The 15,557-nt window shown below is 74.6% G+C and carries 16 protein-coding genes; 11 read left to right on the top strand and 5 right to left on the bottom strand.

Annotated features, from left to right (window positions below):
- Positions 1 to 61: 61 nt before the first annotated feature.
- The 4 genes from KME75_RS32650 to KME75_RS32635 all read left to right on the top strand — a co-directional run bounded on the left by KME75_RS32650 (position 62) and on the right by KME75_RS32635 (position 1,975).
- Positions 62 to 259, top strand: a complete 198-nt coding sequence (locus KME75_RS32650) for a hypothetical protein (RefSeq protein ID WP_219418797.1) — start codon at positions 62 to 64, stop codon at positions 257 to 259.
- A gap of 98 nt (positions 260 to 357) precedes the next feature.
- The gene (gene tatA / locus KME75_RS32645; protein ID WP_219418796.1) at positions 358 to 654 is read left to right on the top strand and encodes a Sec-independent protein translocase subunit TatA; all 297 of its coding nucleotides are present in this window, start codon (positions 358 to 360) and stop codon (positions 652 to 654) included.
- Between the two features lie 9 nt (positions 655 to 663).
- Entirely contained in the window at positions 664 to 1,656 is a 993-nt protein-coding gene (gene tatC, locus KME75_RS32640; RefSeq protein WP_308283294.1) for a twin-arginine translocase subunit TatC, read from the top strand.
- 16 nt (positions 1,657 to 1,672) lie between these two features.
- Positions 1,673 to 1,975: a chorismate mutase gene (locus tag KME75_RS32635; protein ID WP_219418795.1), complete on the top strand. Its 303-nt coding sequence runs from the start codon at positions 1,673 to 1,675 to the stop codon at positions 1,973 to 1,975.
- Between the two features lie 3 nt (positions 1,976 to 1,978).
- Here the strand turns inward: KME75_RS32635 and KME75_RS46270 are convergent, their stop codons facing one another.
- Both KME75_RS46270 and KME75_RS32625 read right to left on the bottom strand, forming a co-directional pair.
- Positions 1,979 to 2,554, bottom strand: coding sequence for a TetR/AcrR family transcriptional regulator (locus KME75_RS46270; RefSeq protein ID WP_219418794.1), 576 nt, complete (start codon positions 2,552 to 2,554; stop codon positions 1,979 to 1,981).
- Positions 2,547 to 3,314 carry an alpha/beta fold hydrolase gene (locus tag KME75_RS32625; protein WP_308283293.1) on the bottom strand — a complete coding sequence of 256 codons (768 nt, stop codon included), beginning with the start codon at positions 3,312 to 3,314 and terminating at the stop codon, positions 2,547 to 2,549. The genes KME75_RS46270 and KME75_RS32625 overlap by 8 nt, the downstream gene beginning before the upstream one ends.
- On the opposite strand from KME75_RS32625, the gene KME75_RS32620 reads away from it, so the two are divergent.
- Together KME75_RS32620 and KME75_RS32615 are read left to right on the top strand one after the other, a co-directional pair.
- The gene (locus KME75_RS32620) at positions 3,230 to 3,592 is read left to right on the top strand and encodes a YceI family protein (RefSeq protein WP_219418792.1); all 363 of its coding nucleotides are present in this window, start codon (positions 3,230 to 3,232) and stop codon (positions 3,590 to 3,592) included. The genes KME75_RS32625 and KME75_RS32620 overlap by 85 nt on opposite strands.
- Before the next feature lie 17 nt (positions 3,593 to 3,609).
- Positions 3,610 to 4,620, top strand: a complete 1,011-nt coding sequence (locus tag KME75_RS32615; RefSeq protein ID WP_219418791.1) for an aldo/keto reductase — start codon at positions 3,610 to 3,612, stop codon at positions 4,618 to 4,620.
- Here the strand turns inward: KME75_RS32615 and KME75_RS32610 are convergent, their stop codons facing one another.
- Positions 4,621 to 5,616, bottom strand: a complete 996-nt coding sequence (locus KME75_RS32610) for an ERCC4 domain-containing protein (protein ID WP_308283292.1) — start codon at positions 5,614 to 5,616, stop codon at positions 4,621 to 4,623.
- 103 nt (positions 5,617 to 5,719) lie between these two features.
- Here KME75_RS32610 and KME75_RS32605 point away from each other — a divergent pair, with 103 nt between their 5' ends.
- The 3 genes from KME75_RS32605 (at position 5,720) to KME75_RS32595 (ending at position 10,919) form a co-directional block, all read left to right on the top strand.
- A complete protein-coding gene (locus KME75_RS32605) occupies positions 5,720 to 8,515 on the top strand; it encodes a DEAD/DEAH box helicase (RefSeq protein ID WP_219418789.1) in 2,796 nt (931 codons plus the stop codon).
- 106 nt (positions 8,516 to 8,621) lie between these two features.
- Positions 8,622 to 9,638 carry a DUF4333 domain-containing protein gene (locus KME75_RS32600; RefSeq protein WP_219418788.1) on the top strand — a complete coding sequence of 339 codons (1,017 nt, stop codon included), beginning with the start codon at positions 8,622 to 8,624 and terminating at the stop codon, positions 9,636 to 9,638.
- Positions 9,639 to 9,692: 54 nt separating this feature from the next.
- On the top strand, positions 9,693 to 10,919 hold the full coding sequence (locus KME75_RS32595; protein ID WP_219418787.1) for a GNAT family N-acetyltransferase: 1,227 nt from the start codon (positions 9,693 to 9,695) through the stop codon (positions 10,917 to 10,919).
- A 22-nt stretch (positions 10,920 to 10,941) separates the two neighbouring features.
- Here the strand turns inward: KME75_RS32595 and KME75_RS32590 are convergent, their stop codons facing one another.
- The gene (locus KME75_RS32590; RefSeq protein ID WP_372452724.1) at positions 10,942 to 11,904 is read right to left on the bottom strand and encodes a 5'-3' exonuclease; all 963 of its coding nucleotides are present in this window, start codon (positions 11,902 to 11,904) and stop codon (positions 10,942 to 10,944) included.
- A 33-nt stretch (positions 11,905 to 11,937) separates the two neighbouring features.
- On the opposite strand from KME75_RS32590, the gene KME75_RS32585 reads away from it, so the two are divergent.
- Positions 11,938 to 13,065: a M24 family metallopeptidase gene (locus KME75_RS32585; protein ID WP_219418786.1), complete on the top strand. Its 1,128-nt coding sequence runs from the start codon at positions 11,938 to 11,940 to the stop codon at positions 13,063 to 13,065.
- A 793-nt stretch (positions 13,066 to 13,858) separates the two neighbouring features.
- On the opposite strand, the gene KME75_RS32580 is transcribed toward KME75_RS32585, so the two are convergent.
- A complete protein-coding gene (locus KME75_RS32580) occupies positions 13,859 to 14,908 on the bottom strand; it encodes a GDSL-type esterase/lipase family protein (protein ID WP_308283291.1) in 1,050 nt (349 codons plus the stop codon).
- Positions 14,909 to 15,156: 248 nt separating this feature from the next.
- On the opposite strand from KME75_RS32580, the gene KME75_RS32575 reads away from it, so the two are divergent.
- Positions 15,157 to 15,345, top strand: coding sequence for a PspC domain-containing protein (locus KME75_RS32575; RefSeq protein WP_219418784.1), 189 nt, complete (start codon positions 15,157 to 15,159; stop codon positions 15,343 to 15,345).
- Positions 15,346 to 15,557: the final 212 nt, after the last annotated feature.

Raw genomic sequence — 15,557 nt, 5'->3', positions numbered from 1 at the left:
TGGTCGAGGCCGTCGGCCGCCGGGCGCGCGAGGCGCTGGCGGCCGTCGGCGGGGGAGAGGGGTGAGGTCGACGGCGGACATGGTGCCCGCGGTGGTGACGGTCGGGGCCGGCCTGGTGCTGCTGGTGGTCGTGCTGCTGCTGACGATGGGTCACGTGCGCCGGTTCGCCCGCGCCCGCTCCGCGTTGCGCGCGGGGATCGCCGAGCGGTCGGCGCCGCTGCACGAGCTGGTGAACCGGCGGCGACGCTCGTCCGAATGACCGGCGACGAGACCATCCGGACGCACGGCGGGGGCTGTATCCGCCCCACCCGGCGGTAGACTCGTACACGACCTGACCACGGCGGAAGGACAACAACCATGCCGAGCCTCGGCGGCTGGGAGTTCGTGATCCTCATCGGGATCTTGGTACTGCTGTTCGGTGCGAAGCGACTCCCGGACATGGCCCGTTCCATCGGACAGTCCGCCCGCGTGTTCAAGGGTGAGATGAAGGGCATGAAGGGCGACGACGAGTCGGCCGGCACCACCGACAAGTCGGCGGCGACTCCGCCGGCCGCGCCGCCCGCGGCGCTGCCCCCCACCTCCACCCAGGCGCAGGACCCCCAGCCGGAGCCCACGCGGGCCACCCAGCAGGGTCACAGCAGCAGCGCTCAGTAGCCCAGCGGGGTGGCCAGACTCTCTCTGCGTCGGGGCAACAGGCGGCCGAAGAGCCCCGACGGCACGATGTCGCTCGTCGAGCATCTCTACGAGCTGCGGAACCGCCTCACGATCGCGCTGGTCGCGATCGCCATCACCACGATCTTCGGGTTCATCTGGTACGAGGTGAGCTTCTTCGGGATGCCCAGCCTGGGCAACCTGCTCAAGGAGCCGTACTGCGCCATTCCGGCCACCTCGCGCGGCCAGTTCACCACTGACGGGTCCTGCACGCTGCTCGCCACCGGCCCGTTCGACCAGTTCAACCTGCGTCTGAAGGTCGCCATGACGGCCGGCGTCGTGCTGGCCTGCCCGGTCTGGTTCTACCAGCTGTGGGGTTTCATCACCCCCGGGCTGTATGCGAAGGAGCGCAAGTACGCGGTCAGCTTCGTCTCGGCGGCGGCGGTGCTGTTCGTCGCGGGCGCCGTGCTGGCGTACCTGGTGGTCACCCAGGGGCTGGCGTTCCTGTTGACGATCGGTGACGACGTCCAGACCACGGCACTGACCGGCGAGTACTACTTCGGTTTCGTCATCGCGCTGCTGCTGATCTTCGGGGTGAGCTTCGAGATCCCGCTGCTCGTCGTGATGCTGAACATCGCCGGGCTGATCACCTACGCGAAGCTGAAGGAGTGGCGGCGCGGACTGGTCTTCGGGCTGTTCGTGTTCGCCGCGATCGCCACCCCCGGCCAGGATCCGATCTCGATGGTGGCGTTGGCGGTCGCGCTGGTGATCCTGTTCGAGCTCGCGATCCAGATCGTCCGGCTCAACGACCGGCGGCGCGCCAAGCGGCGGGCGGCCGAGGGCTGGGACGACTGGGATCCGGACGCACCGAGCCCGATCGACACCACTCCCAGCCGGATCGACACGGCGCCGAGCGCGATCGACACCAGCCCGAGCCCGGTCGAGCCGGTCTCCGCCACGACACCCCAGGCGTCGGAGAAGCAGCGCCTGGACGACGTGACGTGACCGGTCCGGGCCGGCCGTGACCGACCGCGCAGGAACCTCGGAGGACCTCCGCGGGGTCCGCGCCGGGATCGACCGGCTCGACCGGGAGATCGTCGAGCTGCTCGCCGCGCGCGAGCAGCTCGTCCGGCGGGCCGGCCGGCTCAAGACCAGCGCCGCGGGCGTCCGGGCCCCGGCGCGGGTCGAGCAGGTGATCGCCCGGGTCAGGGCGCACGGGGCGACGGCCGGGGCCGGCCCGGACGTCGTCGAACGCACCTACCGGGCGATGATCTCGGCGTTCATCGATCTCGAGCTGTCCGCTGCCGACCTCCGGGACGGGTGACGGTCACGTCGCCCGTCCCGGCCAGCTGCGCAGGGCGAGGTCGAGCGCCGTGACGAGCCGGGTGAAGGAGCCGTCGACGTCCTGCGGCATGCCGAACCCACCCGACGCCTCGAGGCTCACGAAACCGTGCAGCGCGCTGCGCAGCATCCGGGTGGCGTGGATCGCCTCGTCGCCCGCGATGCTGTACCCGCGCAGCACCGCGGTGATCGCGGCCACGGCCCGTTCGGCCCCGGCGACGTGCGCGGGGTCGGCGGCGTCGGGCACCCGCTGCGTAGTGGGGTAGCGGCCCGGGCGGTCGCGGGCGTAGCTCCGGTACGCCCCGGCGATCGCCTCCACCGCGTCGCCGCCCGCCCGCCCGGCTGTCGCCGCCGTCAGGACCTCGGCCAGCTCGGCCGTCGCGGCGGCTGCGAGCTTCTGGTGCAGCGCGCCGAGGTTGCGGATGTGCTTGTACAGCGACGGCACCGCCACGCCGGCCCGCCCGGCCACCGCCGCGAGCGTGAGGGCGCCGGGGCCGTCCTCGTCGACGATGCCGAGTGCGATGTCGACGACCGCGGCCGGGGACAGGCCCGCCCTAGGCACGGGTGACCCCGGAGAGGAACGCGGCGACGCCCTCCGCGGTGGCCGCCGGGACCTCCGCGTGCGGGTAGTGCCCCGCCCCGTCGAGGAGGAGCACGTCGGTGCGCGTGTGCGCGCCGATCACCCGCTCGGCGGTGCGGGCCTCCGCGCGCGCGTCGGGGTAGTCCGAGTCGGCCGTGCCCATCACGACCAGCACGGGGCAGCGCAGCTCCGGGATCCGGTCGTGGCACTCCTCCTTGTCGCCCATCACGCCGCGGACCGCCGCCATCCGCCCGGGCTCCGCGAGCGTCCGCCGCAGGGCGGTCGTGTACTCCGCCAGGTCGGCGGGCTTCCCGGCCTTGTACAGCGACGGGTGGAACACCTTGGCGAACAGCGTGGCGCTGCGCAGCACCGGCCACGACACCAGCCGGAGGAGCGGGCTCATCTGCATCGGAGCGATGAAGGTGGCCTCCAGGACGATCGCGCTGACCAGGTCGGGTGCTTCGGCTGCGGCCCAGATCGCCGACGCGGTGCCCGACGAGTTCCCGATCACGACCGCGGGGCCGCCGCCGAGGTGTCGGATCAGCGCGATGACGTCGTCCCCGACCGCCCGGGGCGTGTAGCTGGGCCACCCGGTGCTCGACGCGCCGTGCCCGCGGACGTCGAGCGTGGCGACGCGGAGACCCTGCTCCACGAGGAGTGGCACGAGGAACCGCCAGGTCCCGCGCGTGTCGCCCATGCCGTGCACCGCGACGACGAGCGGGCCGTCGGCAGGGCCGTGCACCTCGTAGGCGAGCCGGCCGTCGGGGCGGTCGAAGATCTCTATTGCCGGAGGAGTGGGCGCTCGACGGCGAGCTCACCATCGGTGACGTGACGCGGCCGGTGACGTTCGCGCTCGAGTTCGGCGGCGTCGTCGACTCGGTCGTCGGCGGTCGCCGGCACGCCGGGTTCGAGGCCACGGGCACGATCCGGCGCAGCGACTTCGGGCTCGACTTCGGGGCGGGCCTGCTCGGCGACGTCGTCGCGATCCAGCTCGACGTGCAGTTCGTCGAGCCGAACTGACAGGGGGACCTCACAGGATGCGGTACCGAACGTTGGGCCGGACCGGGCTGCGGGTGTCCGAACTGTTCCTCGGTGCGATGACTTTCACCGAGGATGCTGCGGCGGGCACGCCGCCGGAGGAGGCCCGACGGATCCTTGACCGGTATGCGGACGCCGGCGGCAACGTGATCGACACGGCGGTGAACTACGGCGGGGGCGCGAGCGAGCGGGTGCTCGGCGAGCTGCTCGCGGGCCGGCGGGACCGGTTCGTGCTCGCCACCAAGTACACCGGCACCCGCGACCGGGCCGACCCGAACGCCGCGGGCAACCATCGGAAGAACCTCAGGCTGTCGCTGGAGACGAGCCTGCGGCAACTGCGGACCGACCACATCGACCTGTACTGGGTGCACGTGTGGGACCGGCAGACGCCGATCGAGGAGACGATGCGGGCGCTCGACGACGCCGTGCGGGCCGGGAAGGTGCTCTACACCGGGATCTCCGACGCACCCGCCTGGGTGGTCGCGCGCGCCAACACCCTGGCCGAGTGGCGGGACTGGACGCCGTTCGCCGGCCTGCAGGTGCCCTACAACCTGCTGGAGCGCGATGTCGAGCGGGAGCTGCTGCCGATGGCCGAGGCGTTCGGGCTGACCGTGGCGGCCTGGGCGCCGCTGGCGCACGGCGTGCTCTCCGGGAAGCTCACCGCGCCCGGCGGCGTGCCGCCCGGCTCCCGCATCGATCCGGCGACGCTCGGCGTGCGTGAGCACGCCGCCGCCCGAGCGGTGCAGGAGGTGGCCGACGACGCGGGCGCGACACCCGCCCAGGTGGCGCTCGCCTGGCTGATGGCGCGCTCGCCCGCCGTGCACCCGCTCGTCGGGGCCCGCGACGCGGGGCAGCTCGCCGACACCCTCGGTGCCGTCGACGTCACGCTGCCGCCGGAGGCCGTGGCACGCCTGTCGGCCGCGGTGGAGTTCGAGGCGGGGTTCCCCGCGGACTTCATCGCCGCGTGCGAGACGAACCCGTGGGTGTTCGGGGACGCCGGGCTCGCCTGATCACCGGGAGGACGCGTCACCGTCGTCGCCGTGGTGCGCGTCCTCCCAGGCCCGATGGATCTCCGGGCGCAGTCGTCCCCGGTCCGGCACGGTGAAACCGTGGGCGCGGGCCCAGGCCCGCACCTCGGCCGTCGACGGCGCGGGCGCCGGGGGTGCGTCCGCCGCGCCGTGCTCACCGGCCCCGATCCGCGCGAGTGCCGGCCCCTCGTCCTCCGCCCACACGCGTGCCGCGGCCAGGTACCGGTAGGTCCACTCCTCGGCGAGCTTCCGGTTGTCGCAGAACACGATCGGCACCGTCGGCCACCTGATTTGGAGCTCGGCCAGGCCGTCGGCCACCTGCGCCGGTCGGACCCGGTCCTGGGCGAAGACCCGCGCGTAGGACTCCTCGACGACCACGGCCGCGCGCGGCAGCGCGGCGAGCTCGCCGAGGGCGAAACGGAGCCTGCCGCTGCTCAGGCTCGACAGGAGGTCCGGCAGCGACTTGCGCTCCACCGCGGCGACCACCTTCCCGCCGGCGTCGACGGCGTAGTCCCCGCAGGGCAACCCGCGCCGCACCGTGCGGACCTGCTGACCGGTGAACCGGTACGGGTAGCGCTCGTGGGCGTCGACCACGATCTCCAGCTCGGGTAGGCCCGCCGCCCGCGCCGTCGGCAGCCGCACGTCGGGCCGGGCCTGCTTGCGGGTGCGCGGGGACTGCCAGAACACCATCTCCCGGTTCCGGGCCCGGGTGAACACGATCTGCGAGCGTTGCTCGCGGCCGCGGTCGGCCACCACGTCGATCGCGGATCCGCGCCGGGCACAGGACCGCAGCGGGATGCGTTCCACCACCTCCGGGTGCGCCGGCCACTCGCTGAGATCCACGGGATGGCAGTACAGGGCGCTGGTGCGCGGCCAGGTTCCCTTCGTGCGGAAGACGAGCCCGGTGCCGAGCGGGAGTCGCAGCAGATACGGCAGCGTGCTGTCCGGGTCGGGGTTGCGGGCGATGAGCAGCTCCACGGCGCCCGAGTGTGCCGCGTCACCGCCGGCGGCCGCCGACATTGTGAGGTGGTCGCGGCCGCGTCGGGGGGTGACGGGATTGCGGATGTGACAGCCTGGGAACGTGCCACCCAGCAGTGCAGGCCCGGCGCCGGCCGAGGCGTACGCGCGAGCACGCGAGCGCGCGGCCCGCCCCCGGCTCACCGAGTTCGCCGCCGAGCTGCCCTTCGAGCTCGACGGCTTCCAGCGCACCGCGTGCTCCGCGCTCGAGGACGGGCACGGCGTGCTCGTCTGCGCGCCCACCGGGGCGGGCAAGACCGTCGTCGGCGAGTTCGCCGTGCACCTGGCACTCGCGCAGGGCCTGAAGTGCTTCTACACCACCCCGATCAAGGCGCTGTCCAACCAGAAGTACGCCGACCTGGTGGAGCGCCACGGGTCGGCCGCGGTCGGGCTGCTCACCGGTGACACCGCGGTCAACGGCGACGCGCAGGTCGTCGTCATGACCACCGAGGTGCTCCGCAACATGATCTACGCGGGATCGCGGCAGCTGGAGCAGCTGGGCTACGTGGTGATGGACGAGGTGCACTACCTCGCCGACCGGTTCCGCGGCGCGGTCTGGGAGGAGGTGATCCTCCAGCTGCCCGAGCACGTCGCGCTGGTGAGCCTGTCGGCCACCGTGAGCAACGCCGAGGAGTTCGGCGACTGGCTGGTGACCGTGCGGGGCGACACCACGGTCGTCGTCGACGAGCACCGCCCCGTGCCGCTGTGGCAGCACATGATGGTGGGCAACCGGCTGCTCGACCTGTTCGCCGGGGAGGCCCTGCCGGATGGTCGCGACGGCAAGCCGCGCGACGCCGCAGGCGAGCTGCAGGTCGACCCCGACCTCGTGCGCCACACGCGCGACCTGGACCGGCAGAGCGCGGTGTGGGAGCGTGGGCGTGCACGCGGTGCGGGCCGCAGCGGCAACGGCCGCCCCCACACCCGGTTCCGGCCGCCGTCGCGGATCACGGTGCTCGACCGGCTGGACCGGGCCGCGCTGCTCCCGGCGATCACCTTCGTGTTCAGCCGCGCGGGCTGCGACGCCGCCGTCGGACAGTGCGTGCGCTCCGGACTGCGGCTCACCACCGAGGACGAGGTGGCGGAGATCCGGCGCATCGTCGACCGGCACACCGCCGAGCTGCCGCAGGCCGACCTCGCCGTCCTCGGGTACTGGGAGTGGCGAGAGGCGCTGGAGCGGGGGATCGCCGCGCACCACGCCGGCCTGCTGCCCGCGTTCAAGGAGACCGTCGAGGAGCTGTTTGTCCGCGGCCTGGTGCGCGCGGTGTTCGCCACCGAGACCCTCGCCCTCGGCATCAACATGCCCGCGCGCACGGTCGTGCTCGAGCGGTTGGTCAAGTTCAACGGCGAGTCGCACGCCGAGCTCACGCCGGGCGAGTACACCCAGCTCACCGGGCGGGCCGGCAGGCGCGGCATCGACGTGGAGGGCCACGCGGTCGTCGTCTGGCAGCCGGGAGTCGACCCCGAGCAGGTCGCGGGCCTGGCCTCCACCCGCACCTACCCGCTGCGCAGCTCGTTCCGCCCCGGCTACAACATGGCCGTCAACCTCGTCGGGCGGCTCGGCACCGACGACGCCCGCGAGCTGCTGGAGCAGTCGTTCGGGCAGTTCCAGGCCGACCGCTCGGTCGTGGGGCTCGCGCGGCGGATCGACCGCAACGTCGAGGCGCTGGCCGGCTACGCGAAGTCGATGGAGTGCCACCTGGGCGACTTCACCGAGTACGCGGCCCTGCGCCGGCGGGTGAGCGAACGGGAGAAGTCGCTGTCGCGCCGCGGCGTCACCGAACGCCGCGAAGCCGCCGCCGACTCGCTGCGTTCGCTCAAGCCGGGCGACGTCATCGCGGTGCCCGGGGGCCGCCGCGCCGGGCTCGCCGTGGTGCTGGACGCGGGCTTCGACCCCGGCGACGACCCCCGCCCGCTCGTGCTCACCGAGGACCGGTGGGCCGGGCGCCTGTCCGCCGCCGACTTCCCTGCTCCCGTCGAGCCGCTCGGCCGGATGCGGCTGCCCAACCGCGTCGACCACCGGGCCCCGCGGGTGCGCCGCGACCTCGCCTCGTCGCTGCGCAACACCGGGATCGTCGCGCCGACCTCGCCGCGGCGCCGCTCGCGCGGGGGGAACATCGACGACCCGGAGCTCGCGACGCTGCGCCGCGCCCTGCGCGCGCACCCCTGCCACGGCTGCAATGACCGGGAGGCGCACGCCCGCTGGGCCGACCGGTACGGCAGGCTGGAGCGCGAGACCGAGCAGCTGCGCCAGAAGGTCCGCGCGACAACGCACTCGCTCGCCAGGGCGTTCGACCGGATCCGTGGGCTGCTCGCCGAGCGCGGCTACCTCGACGGCGAGGAGATCACCGAGCACGGCGCGCGGCTGGCCCGGCTGTGGGGCGAGTCCGACCTGCTCACCGCCGAGTGCCTGCGCCACGGCATCTGGGACGGCCTCGAGCCCGCCGAGCTGGCCGCGGTCGTGTCCGCGCTGGTCTACGAGTCGCGCCGGGACAGCGGCCCGATGCCCCGCGTGCCGTCGGGCGCCGTCTCCGAGGCGCTGGCCGAGACGGTGCGGATCTGGGCGGAGCTCGAGGGCGACGAGCGGCGGCACCGGGTGGACCGCACCCGCGAGCCCGACCTCGGCTTCGCCTGGCCCATGCACCGGTGGGCGCGTGGGGAGTCGTTGTCGGCGGTGCTGACCGCGGCCGAGCAGAACGGCGTGGAGCTGTCGGCGGGCGACTTCGTGCGCTGGTGCCGTCAGGTCCTCGACCTGCTCGACCAGATCGCCGGGGTCGCGGGCCGGGACCGCGGCGTCGGCCGGGCCGCCGCCCAGGCGGGCACGGCGATCCGGCGCGGGGTCGTCGCAGTGGGCACCGTCTGACGGGCGGCGTTGTGCCCTTGTGATCCCCTTGCGGGGCGAACGACGTGTATGACGACCGGTGGCTGTGCTTTGATCGCCGGACCGTACGACTGCAGAAAGGCCGGCCATGAGCACGCCCCCGGGCCCGACCCCGCCTCACGGCACCCCTGGAGAACCGCAGCAGGGTGAGCAGCCCGCGTGGGGCCAGCAGCCCGCGGGCGGCTGGGGCCGGCCGCAGCAGCCCGAGCAGCAGGCCCAGGACGCCGAGCAGACGCGCGCGGTCCCCCCGCACGGCCAGCCGGGATGGGGTGAGCAGACCGCGGCCGTGCCGCAGCAGGGGCAGCCGGGCCCGCCGGGGTGGGGTGAGCAGACCGCTGCGGTCCCGCAGGCCGGCCAGCAGGGCTGGGACCCCGAGCAGACCCGCGCCGTCCCGCAGCAGGGACAGCCGGGATGGGGTGAGCAGACCGCCGCCGTCCCGCCGCAGGGTCCGCCGCCCGGGTATGGCCAGCAGCCCGGTCAGCAGCCGGGCTGGGGCCCGCCGCCCGGCGACCAGGGCGGCTACGGCCGCCCCCAGCAGTACGGCGCGCCGCAGCAGTACGGCCAGCCGCAGGCGCCGTACGGCCAGCCCGGCTACGGGCAGCAGCCGCCCCAGCAGTGGCAGGGCCAGCAGGGGCAGCAGGGCCAGCAGCAGGGGTGGGGGCAGCCGGGTCAGCAGCCGGGCTGGGGCCAGCCCGGCCAGCAGCCCACCCAGCAGTGGCCCGACCCGCGACAGCAGCAGTGGGCCGGGCAGGGGCAGCAGGCCCGGCCGGAGCCGTCCGGCGGCACGGGCCGGAAGCTGCCGATGCCGCTGATTCTCGGGGTGGCGGCGGCCGTCGTCATCGCCGTGGTGGCCGTGCTGCTGTTCGTGTGGCCGGGGTTCCTGCAGACGCGGGTGTTCGACTCCGCCGCGATGCAGGACGGCGTGCAGCGGGTGCTCACCGAGAACTACGGGGTGCAGGACGTCACGGCCGTGACGTGCCCGGAGGGGCAGGCGGTGACGGCGGGCGCCGAGTTCGAGTGCACCGCGACGATCGACGGGGCCGCGACGCCGGTGCCCATCACGGTGACCGACGACCAGGGCACCTACGAGGTCGGCCGGCCCTGATCCCGCGGGAACCCGGTGTCGGCCCGGGCGGATGATCGGGCAGCATCGGGCCCCGTGACCCACGACGTCCGGTTCCTCGACCCCGACGAGCTCCGCGCCGCGCACACGCTGTTCGCCGCGAGCATCCACCGCGAGCCGGCGAGCGACGAGCGGTGGACCCGCGCCGCCACCACGTACAGCCCGGGCCGCACCCTCGGCGTGCACGACGACGGGCGGCTGATCGGCACCGCGACCTCGTTCCCCACCCGCACCGCGGTGGTGGGCGGCGCCGCACTGCCGACCGCGGCCGTCACGCGGGTCGGCGTGCGGGCCGACCACACCCGCCGCGGCGTGCTCACCGGCATGATGCGGGCGCTGCTCGACGACGTCGCCGAGCGCGGTGAGGCGCTCGCCTCGCTGCGCGCCAGTGAGGCGCGGATCTACGGCCGCTTCGGGTACGGCCTCGCCACCCGCGGGCGGACCGTGTCGGTGCGCCGCTACGGCGGTGCGGGGTGGCGGACCGGCGCGCCCCGCGGCGGATCGGTGCGGATGCTCGACCGCCACGAGATCGTCGACGTGCTCGCGCCACTGCACGAGAAGCTCGCGCTGCGGCGCACCGGTGGGATCATGCGGCCCGAGACGTGGTGGTGGGGTCCGGTGCAGCGCCGGGTCGACGATCGCGAGCACCTCGTGGCCGCCGTCCACACCGGACCGGAGGGGGACGACGACGCGTACTTCCTGGCGTTCCCCGGCCCGCCGAGCGACCCGTTCACGGAGCGGACCCTGCGCATCGAGGACCTGCATGCCGCCGACGGCACGGCCACCGCGGAGCTGTGGCGGTTCGCGCTCGACCTCGACCTCGTCGGGGCCGTCGAGGGCTGGCTCCGGCCGCTCGACGAGCCCCTCGAGCTGCTGCTCGCCGACCCGCGGGACTGCCGCGTCACCGGCGTCGAGGACGAGACGTGGCTGCGGCTCGTGGACGTGCCCACCGCGCTCGCGGCCCGCAGCTACCGGCCGGCGGGGCCGGTGCTGCTGGCCGTGCACGACCCCTTCCTCGAGCGCAACGCCGGCGTCTACCGGATCGCCGACGGCGCGGCGGAGCGGGTGGGACCGCTCGGCGGGCCGGTGGCGCCGGAGCTGGAGTGCGACGCCGCCGCGCTCGCGATGGCCTACCTCGGCGACCGCACCCCGTCGCAGCTCGCCGCCACCGGCTGGTGGCGGGTCCACGACGGCGCCGCGGTGGCGCGGGCCGACGCCGCGTTCGCGACGCCGGACACGCCGTGGTGCGGCACGTACTTCTGAGCGCGGCTGCCGGGCGCCGGGGTCAGGTGCGGGCGAGGGCCTTGCGCAGGCGCTCGACCGACGAGTCCAGGCCCCAGCGCTCGGCCAGCTCCGCGAGCCGGTCCGGGTCGGCAGGCGCGTCCGGGAGTACGTCCGGGCGGTCCAGCTGCACGGGCGCGTCCTGGGCCACCCGGACTACCGGCTCGACCACGGCGAGGTAGGGCGCCGCGGCGGCGAGCTTGGTGCGCACCGGCGCGCTGAGCCGGGTGTCGGTGCGGTCGATCACCGCAGCGCGCAGCTCCGCCCACGAGTCGAAGCGCCCGACCAGGGTGGCCGCCGTCTTCGCGCCGATGCCCGGCACGCCGGGGAGGCCGTCGGACGGGTCGCCGCGCAGCATCGCCATCTCCGCGTAGGCCTCCCCGGCGCGCCCGGCGGGCACCCCGTACTTTTCGGCCACCTCCACGGGCCCGAGGTGCTCGGCCTTCGCCAGCCCGCGGCCCACGTACAGCAGCCGCACCGGGACCGGCTCGTCGCGGACGATCTGCATGAGGTCCCGGTCGCCGCTGACGGCGAGCACCGGGTCGGTCCGCTCGGTCGCCGCGAGCGTGCCGATGACGTCGTCGGCCTCGTAGCCCTCGGCGCCCGCCGTGGCGATGCCGGCGGCGGCGAGCACCTCGAGCAGCACCGGGACCTGCGGGGCGAGGGTGTCGGGCACCTCCTCGGGCAGCCCGGCGGGGGCGACGTCCGGTCCACCGGGCACCCGGTGCGCCTTGTAGGACGGCAGCGCCTCCACCCGGAACGCCGGGCGCCAGTCCAGGTCGAGGCACGCGACGAGCCGGCTGGGCCGCCGTTCGGTGACCAGGCGCGACACCATGTCGGTGAACCCGCGGATCGCGTTCACGGGCGTGCCGTCCGGCGCGGTGATCGACTCCGGCACCCCGTAGTAGGCGCGGAAGTACATGCTGGCCGCGTCGAGCAGCATGAGGGAGGAACCAGGTGCGGTCACGGCACCACAGCTTGCCGGAATACCCTCCCCGTCATGACACCGGCCGTTCCCACCGCGCTGCTCGCCGACCGCATCCGCCGCGCCGGGGAGGTGGCGGCGACGCACGACACCGAGGTGCTGCTCGTCACGCCCGGCACCGACCTGCGCTACCTGACGGGGCACGGCGGCGAGTCGCACGAGCGGCTCACCTGCCTGGTGCTGCCCGCCGCCGGGCACCGGGCGCCACCCGCGCTCGTCGTCCCGAAGCTGGAGGCCCCGGGGCTCGCCGGGCTGCCGCTGGCCGAGCTGGGCGTCGAGGTGGTCACCTGGACCGACGGCGAGGACCCGTACCTGCTGGTCAGCGACCTGGCGGGCGGCCCGTCACGGATGGCGGTGGCCGACTCCATGCCCGCCGCGCACGTCTTCGGGCTGCGCGACGCGTTCCCCGACGTGGCGCAGGCGCTCGCCGGCCCGGTGGTCCGAGAGCTGCGGATGCGCAAGGACGCCGCCGAGGTGGCCGAGCTGCGCGCCGCGGGCGCGGCGATCGACCGCGTGCACGCCCGGGTGGGGGAGTGCCTGCGGCCGGGGCGCACCGAGGCGCAGGTGGCGGCCGACATCACCGCGGCGATCCTCGAGGAGGGCCACACCGAGGCCGCGTTCGTGATCGTCGGCTCCGGCCCCAACGGGGCGAGCCCGCACCACGACGTGTCGGAGCGGGTGATCGAGGCGGGCGACGTCGTGGTCGTCGACATCGGCGGCCCGCTGCCCAGCGGCTACAACTCGGACTGCACCCGCACCTACGCCGTCGGCAGCGAGCCGTCCGCCTCCGTGCGCGAGGCGTACGCGGTGCTGCAGGACGCCCAGGAGCGCGCCGTGGCCGCCGCGCGACCGGGCGCCAGCGCGGAGCAGGTGGACGCCGCCGCCCGGCAGCCGATCACCGCCGCCGGGCTGGGGGAGCGGTTCGTGCACCGCACCGGCCACGGCATCGGGCTCGACGTGCACGAGGAGCCCTACATCGTGGGCGGCAACGCCCTGCCGCTGGAGCCGGGCATGGCGTTCAGCGTGGAGCCGGGCATCTACCTCGACGGCGAGTGGGGCGCCCGGATCGAGGACATCGTGGTGCTCACCGACGACGGCTGCGAGCGGCTCAACAACCGCCCGCGCGACCTGGTGGTGGTGTAGGCGCCGTCGGCTCCGAGGCCCCCCGAGCGGGTGGCGATCACGGGCAGAAGGCGGCACGTCGATCTCCGGCGACGACCCTCTGCCCGTGATCGCGGAACTCCCGCCATGTCCGGGTCCGGGCGGGCCGCGGTGATCAAGGCGCTGTGGTCGCCCGGGATCGATCCAGAAGCGACAACTGCGCCTTGATCGCTGCGCGCCCGGGCGGTGGTGCCGGGACCGGGCGCGCGGTCGGGTCAGGTGGTTGGACGGTGGTGCTCGGCCAGGGGTCGGCCCGCGACGGCGAGTCTCCGCCGTCGTCGCGTGCGGTGGGTGGCGCCGCGGTGATCAAGGCGCTGTGGTCGCCCGGGATCGATCCAGAAGCGACAAGTACGCCTTGATCGCTGCGCTCCGACGATGGTGGTGGGGACGATGGTGGCGGGGACGATGGTGGCGGGGACGATGGTGGCGGGATCGTCTGCGGTCCGGTCCGGCCACCATGCCCCCTCAGCGGCGGGGGTGAGCTGCCGTGATCAAGGCGCTGCGGTCGCTTGGGATCGATTCAGAAGCGACAAGTACGCCTTGATCGCTGCGCTCCGCGGTGGTGGTGCTCCCGGGCGTGGAGGAGGCCGGATCGCCCGACCGACAGCCCCCAGCCGGATGCGGGCCAGATCGACATGAGGGGGCTCGGAGAGGTTCCCGACCCCGCTGACGTCGACCTCGCCCGCTCGCCCGGCCCGCCTGCCCGGCGTCCCCGGGCCCCGGCCTCCCGGCCCCGGCCTCCCGGCCCCGGCCTCCCGGCCCCGGCCGGCCCGCCTCAGGCCGCCGGCGCCGGCACCGCCACCGGCTCCAGCCGGGCCCGCCCGTCGGCTCCCGCAACGCAGGCGGCCTCGGCCGCCCCGGACTGCACGAACTCGCCGATGCACCGGCCCATCTCGGCGTGCGCGGAGGCGTTGGGGTGGAAGGACTCCTGCGCGAGGTGGTAGCCGAACGCGTCGAGGCCGCCGTAGACGAACGCCTCGGGCTCCACCGTGATTCGCCGCTGCCACTCCTCGCCGGCCACCGCTCTGCTGCACGCCTCGTAGCCCTCGGTGGCCCTGGTGAAGTCGAGGAAGCGGGCGCCGGTGCGCTCGGCCACGCCGCGCAGCGCAGCCGACAGCGCGGGGAACAGAACGGTGCGGCCCCAGCCGGCGTCGGCCTTGCTGTACGGGCAGCCCTGCACGGCCTGCAGCGGGATCATGTGCTCGGTGACGGGGGAGGCGTAGGAGGCGAGCACGAGCGCGTAGTCGCGGTCGGCGTACCCGGCCTGCCGCATCGCCTCCTGCACGTCGCGGACCGCGGCCTCCACCTTCGGCGCGGTGGCGGCCATCCGCTCGGGGACCAGCGGGCCGATCGTCTCGCGGCACGGGGGCTCGCGCGGGTCGAGGAACGCCCGGATGCAGGCGATGCCGGTGGCGATGAGCGCCGCGTCGTCGTTGGCCCCGACCTGGAGGATCACGGTGCTGACCCGGTTGCCGCGGGCGACCTCGATCAGCCGCTGGGCCTGGGAGCCCTCGATGTAGTGGACCTCGGGTCCGAACGCGACGTTCGCCGCGTCGGCCCCCGAGCAGGCCAGGTTGACCGACTCGGTGGCCAGGCCGGTGCGGTGCACGTACGCGTGGGCGGAGCGGTGGCACCAGTTGTCGTTCTCACCGCGGGTGCCCGGCTCGTAGTCGCCGGCCCCGTCGCCCGCGGCCGCGGAGTCGCCGAGCGCCACCACGGCCTCCGGGCGCTCGTCGGCGGGCTGGGCCGCGGCGGGATGCGCCCCGAGCAGGGTGGCGGCCAGCGCGAGCGGCAGGAGGGCGAGCAGGGTGCGTGATCGGGACACGTCAGGGACGCTAGTGAGGGCCGCAGGGCGTTGACCAGGAGGTTCACCGGAACCTGTGGACAAATGGCGATCATCGCCCGGGCGGAGCAACAGGGCCTCACGGTGTGCGAGTGCGATCAGCCCTCCGGGGTACCTCCAGGGGGAAACCTCAGGGATGGTCTCCGGACCTTCACCGAGTTCGATCGGGCCGCCGCGCGGGCACCCTGGTGTCAGCGGCGAGATCCGCCGCAACCTGGAAGGAGCCCTTCGTGGCATCGACGCTCACCCGCCCGCAGGACAGGAAGGTCATCGCCGGCGTGTGCGCCGGTCTCGCCGAGCGCTTCGGCTTGAGCGTGTTCTTCGTGCGGTTCCTGTTCGTGCTGTTCATCCCGCTGGCCGGCTCGCCCACGCTCGTCTACATCATCCTGTGGCTGCTGATGCCCAAGCGCCGGTACTAGGGCGTGGCCGGCGGACCCTGGATCACGCTCTCGGCGCCCACCGAGCCCATCGACCCAGGATCCACCAGACACGCCCTTCAGCGCCCCGGCAGGGTCCGGTAGACAGGCGGGGTGACCCGCACCCTGCTGCTCGGCGCCCGGGTCCTCGACCCGGGCGGCCCCGGCGGCCCGGACGCGCTCGAGATCACCGGCGGCCGGATCACCTTCGTCGG

Source organism: Pseudonocardia nigra, from assembly GCF_019396355.1.
GTDB classification, from domain to species: Bacteria; Actinomycetota; Actinomycetes; order Mycobacteriales; family Pseudonocardiaceae; genus Pseudonocardia; species Pseudonocardia nigra.
This window is presented reverse-complemented; position numbering and strand designations above follow the sequence as displayed.

Coding starts and splice junctions, on each gene's coding strand:
- KME75_RS32600 (WP_219418788.1), top strand. CDS start 8,622: ATGAGCACGCCCCCGGGCCCGACCCCGCCTCACGGCACCCCTGGAGAA.
- KME75_RS32615 (WP_219418791.1), top strand. CDS start 3,610: ATGCGGTACCGAACGTTGGGCCGGACCGGGCTGCGGGTGTCCGAACTG.
- KME75_RS32585 (WP_219418786.1), top strand. CDS start 11,938: ATGACACCGGCCGTTCCCACCGCGCTGCTCGCCGACCGCATCCGCCGC.
- tatA (WP_219418796.1), top strand. CDS start 358: ATGCCGAGCCTCGGCGGCTGGGAGTTCGTGATCCTCATCGGGATCTTG.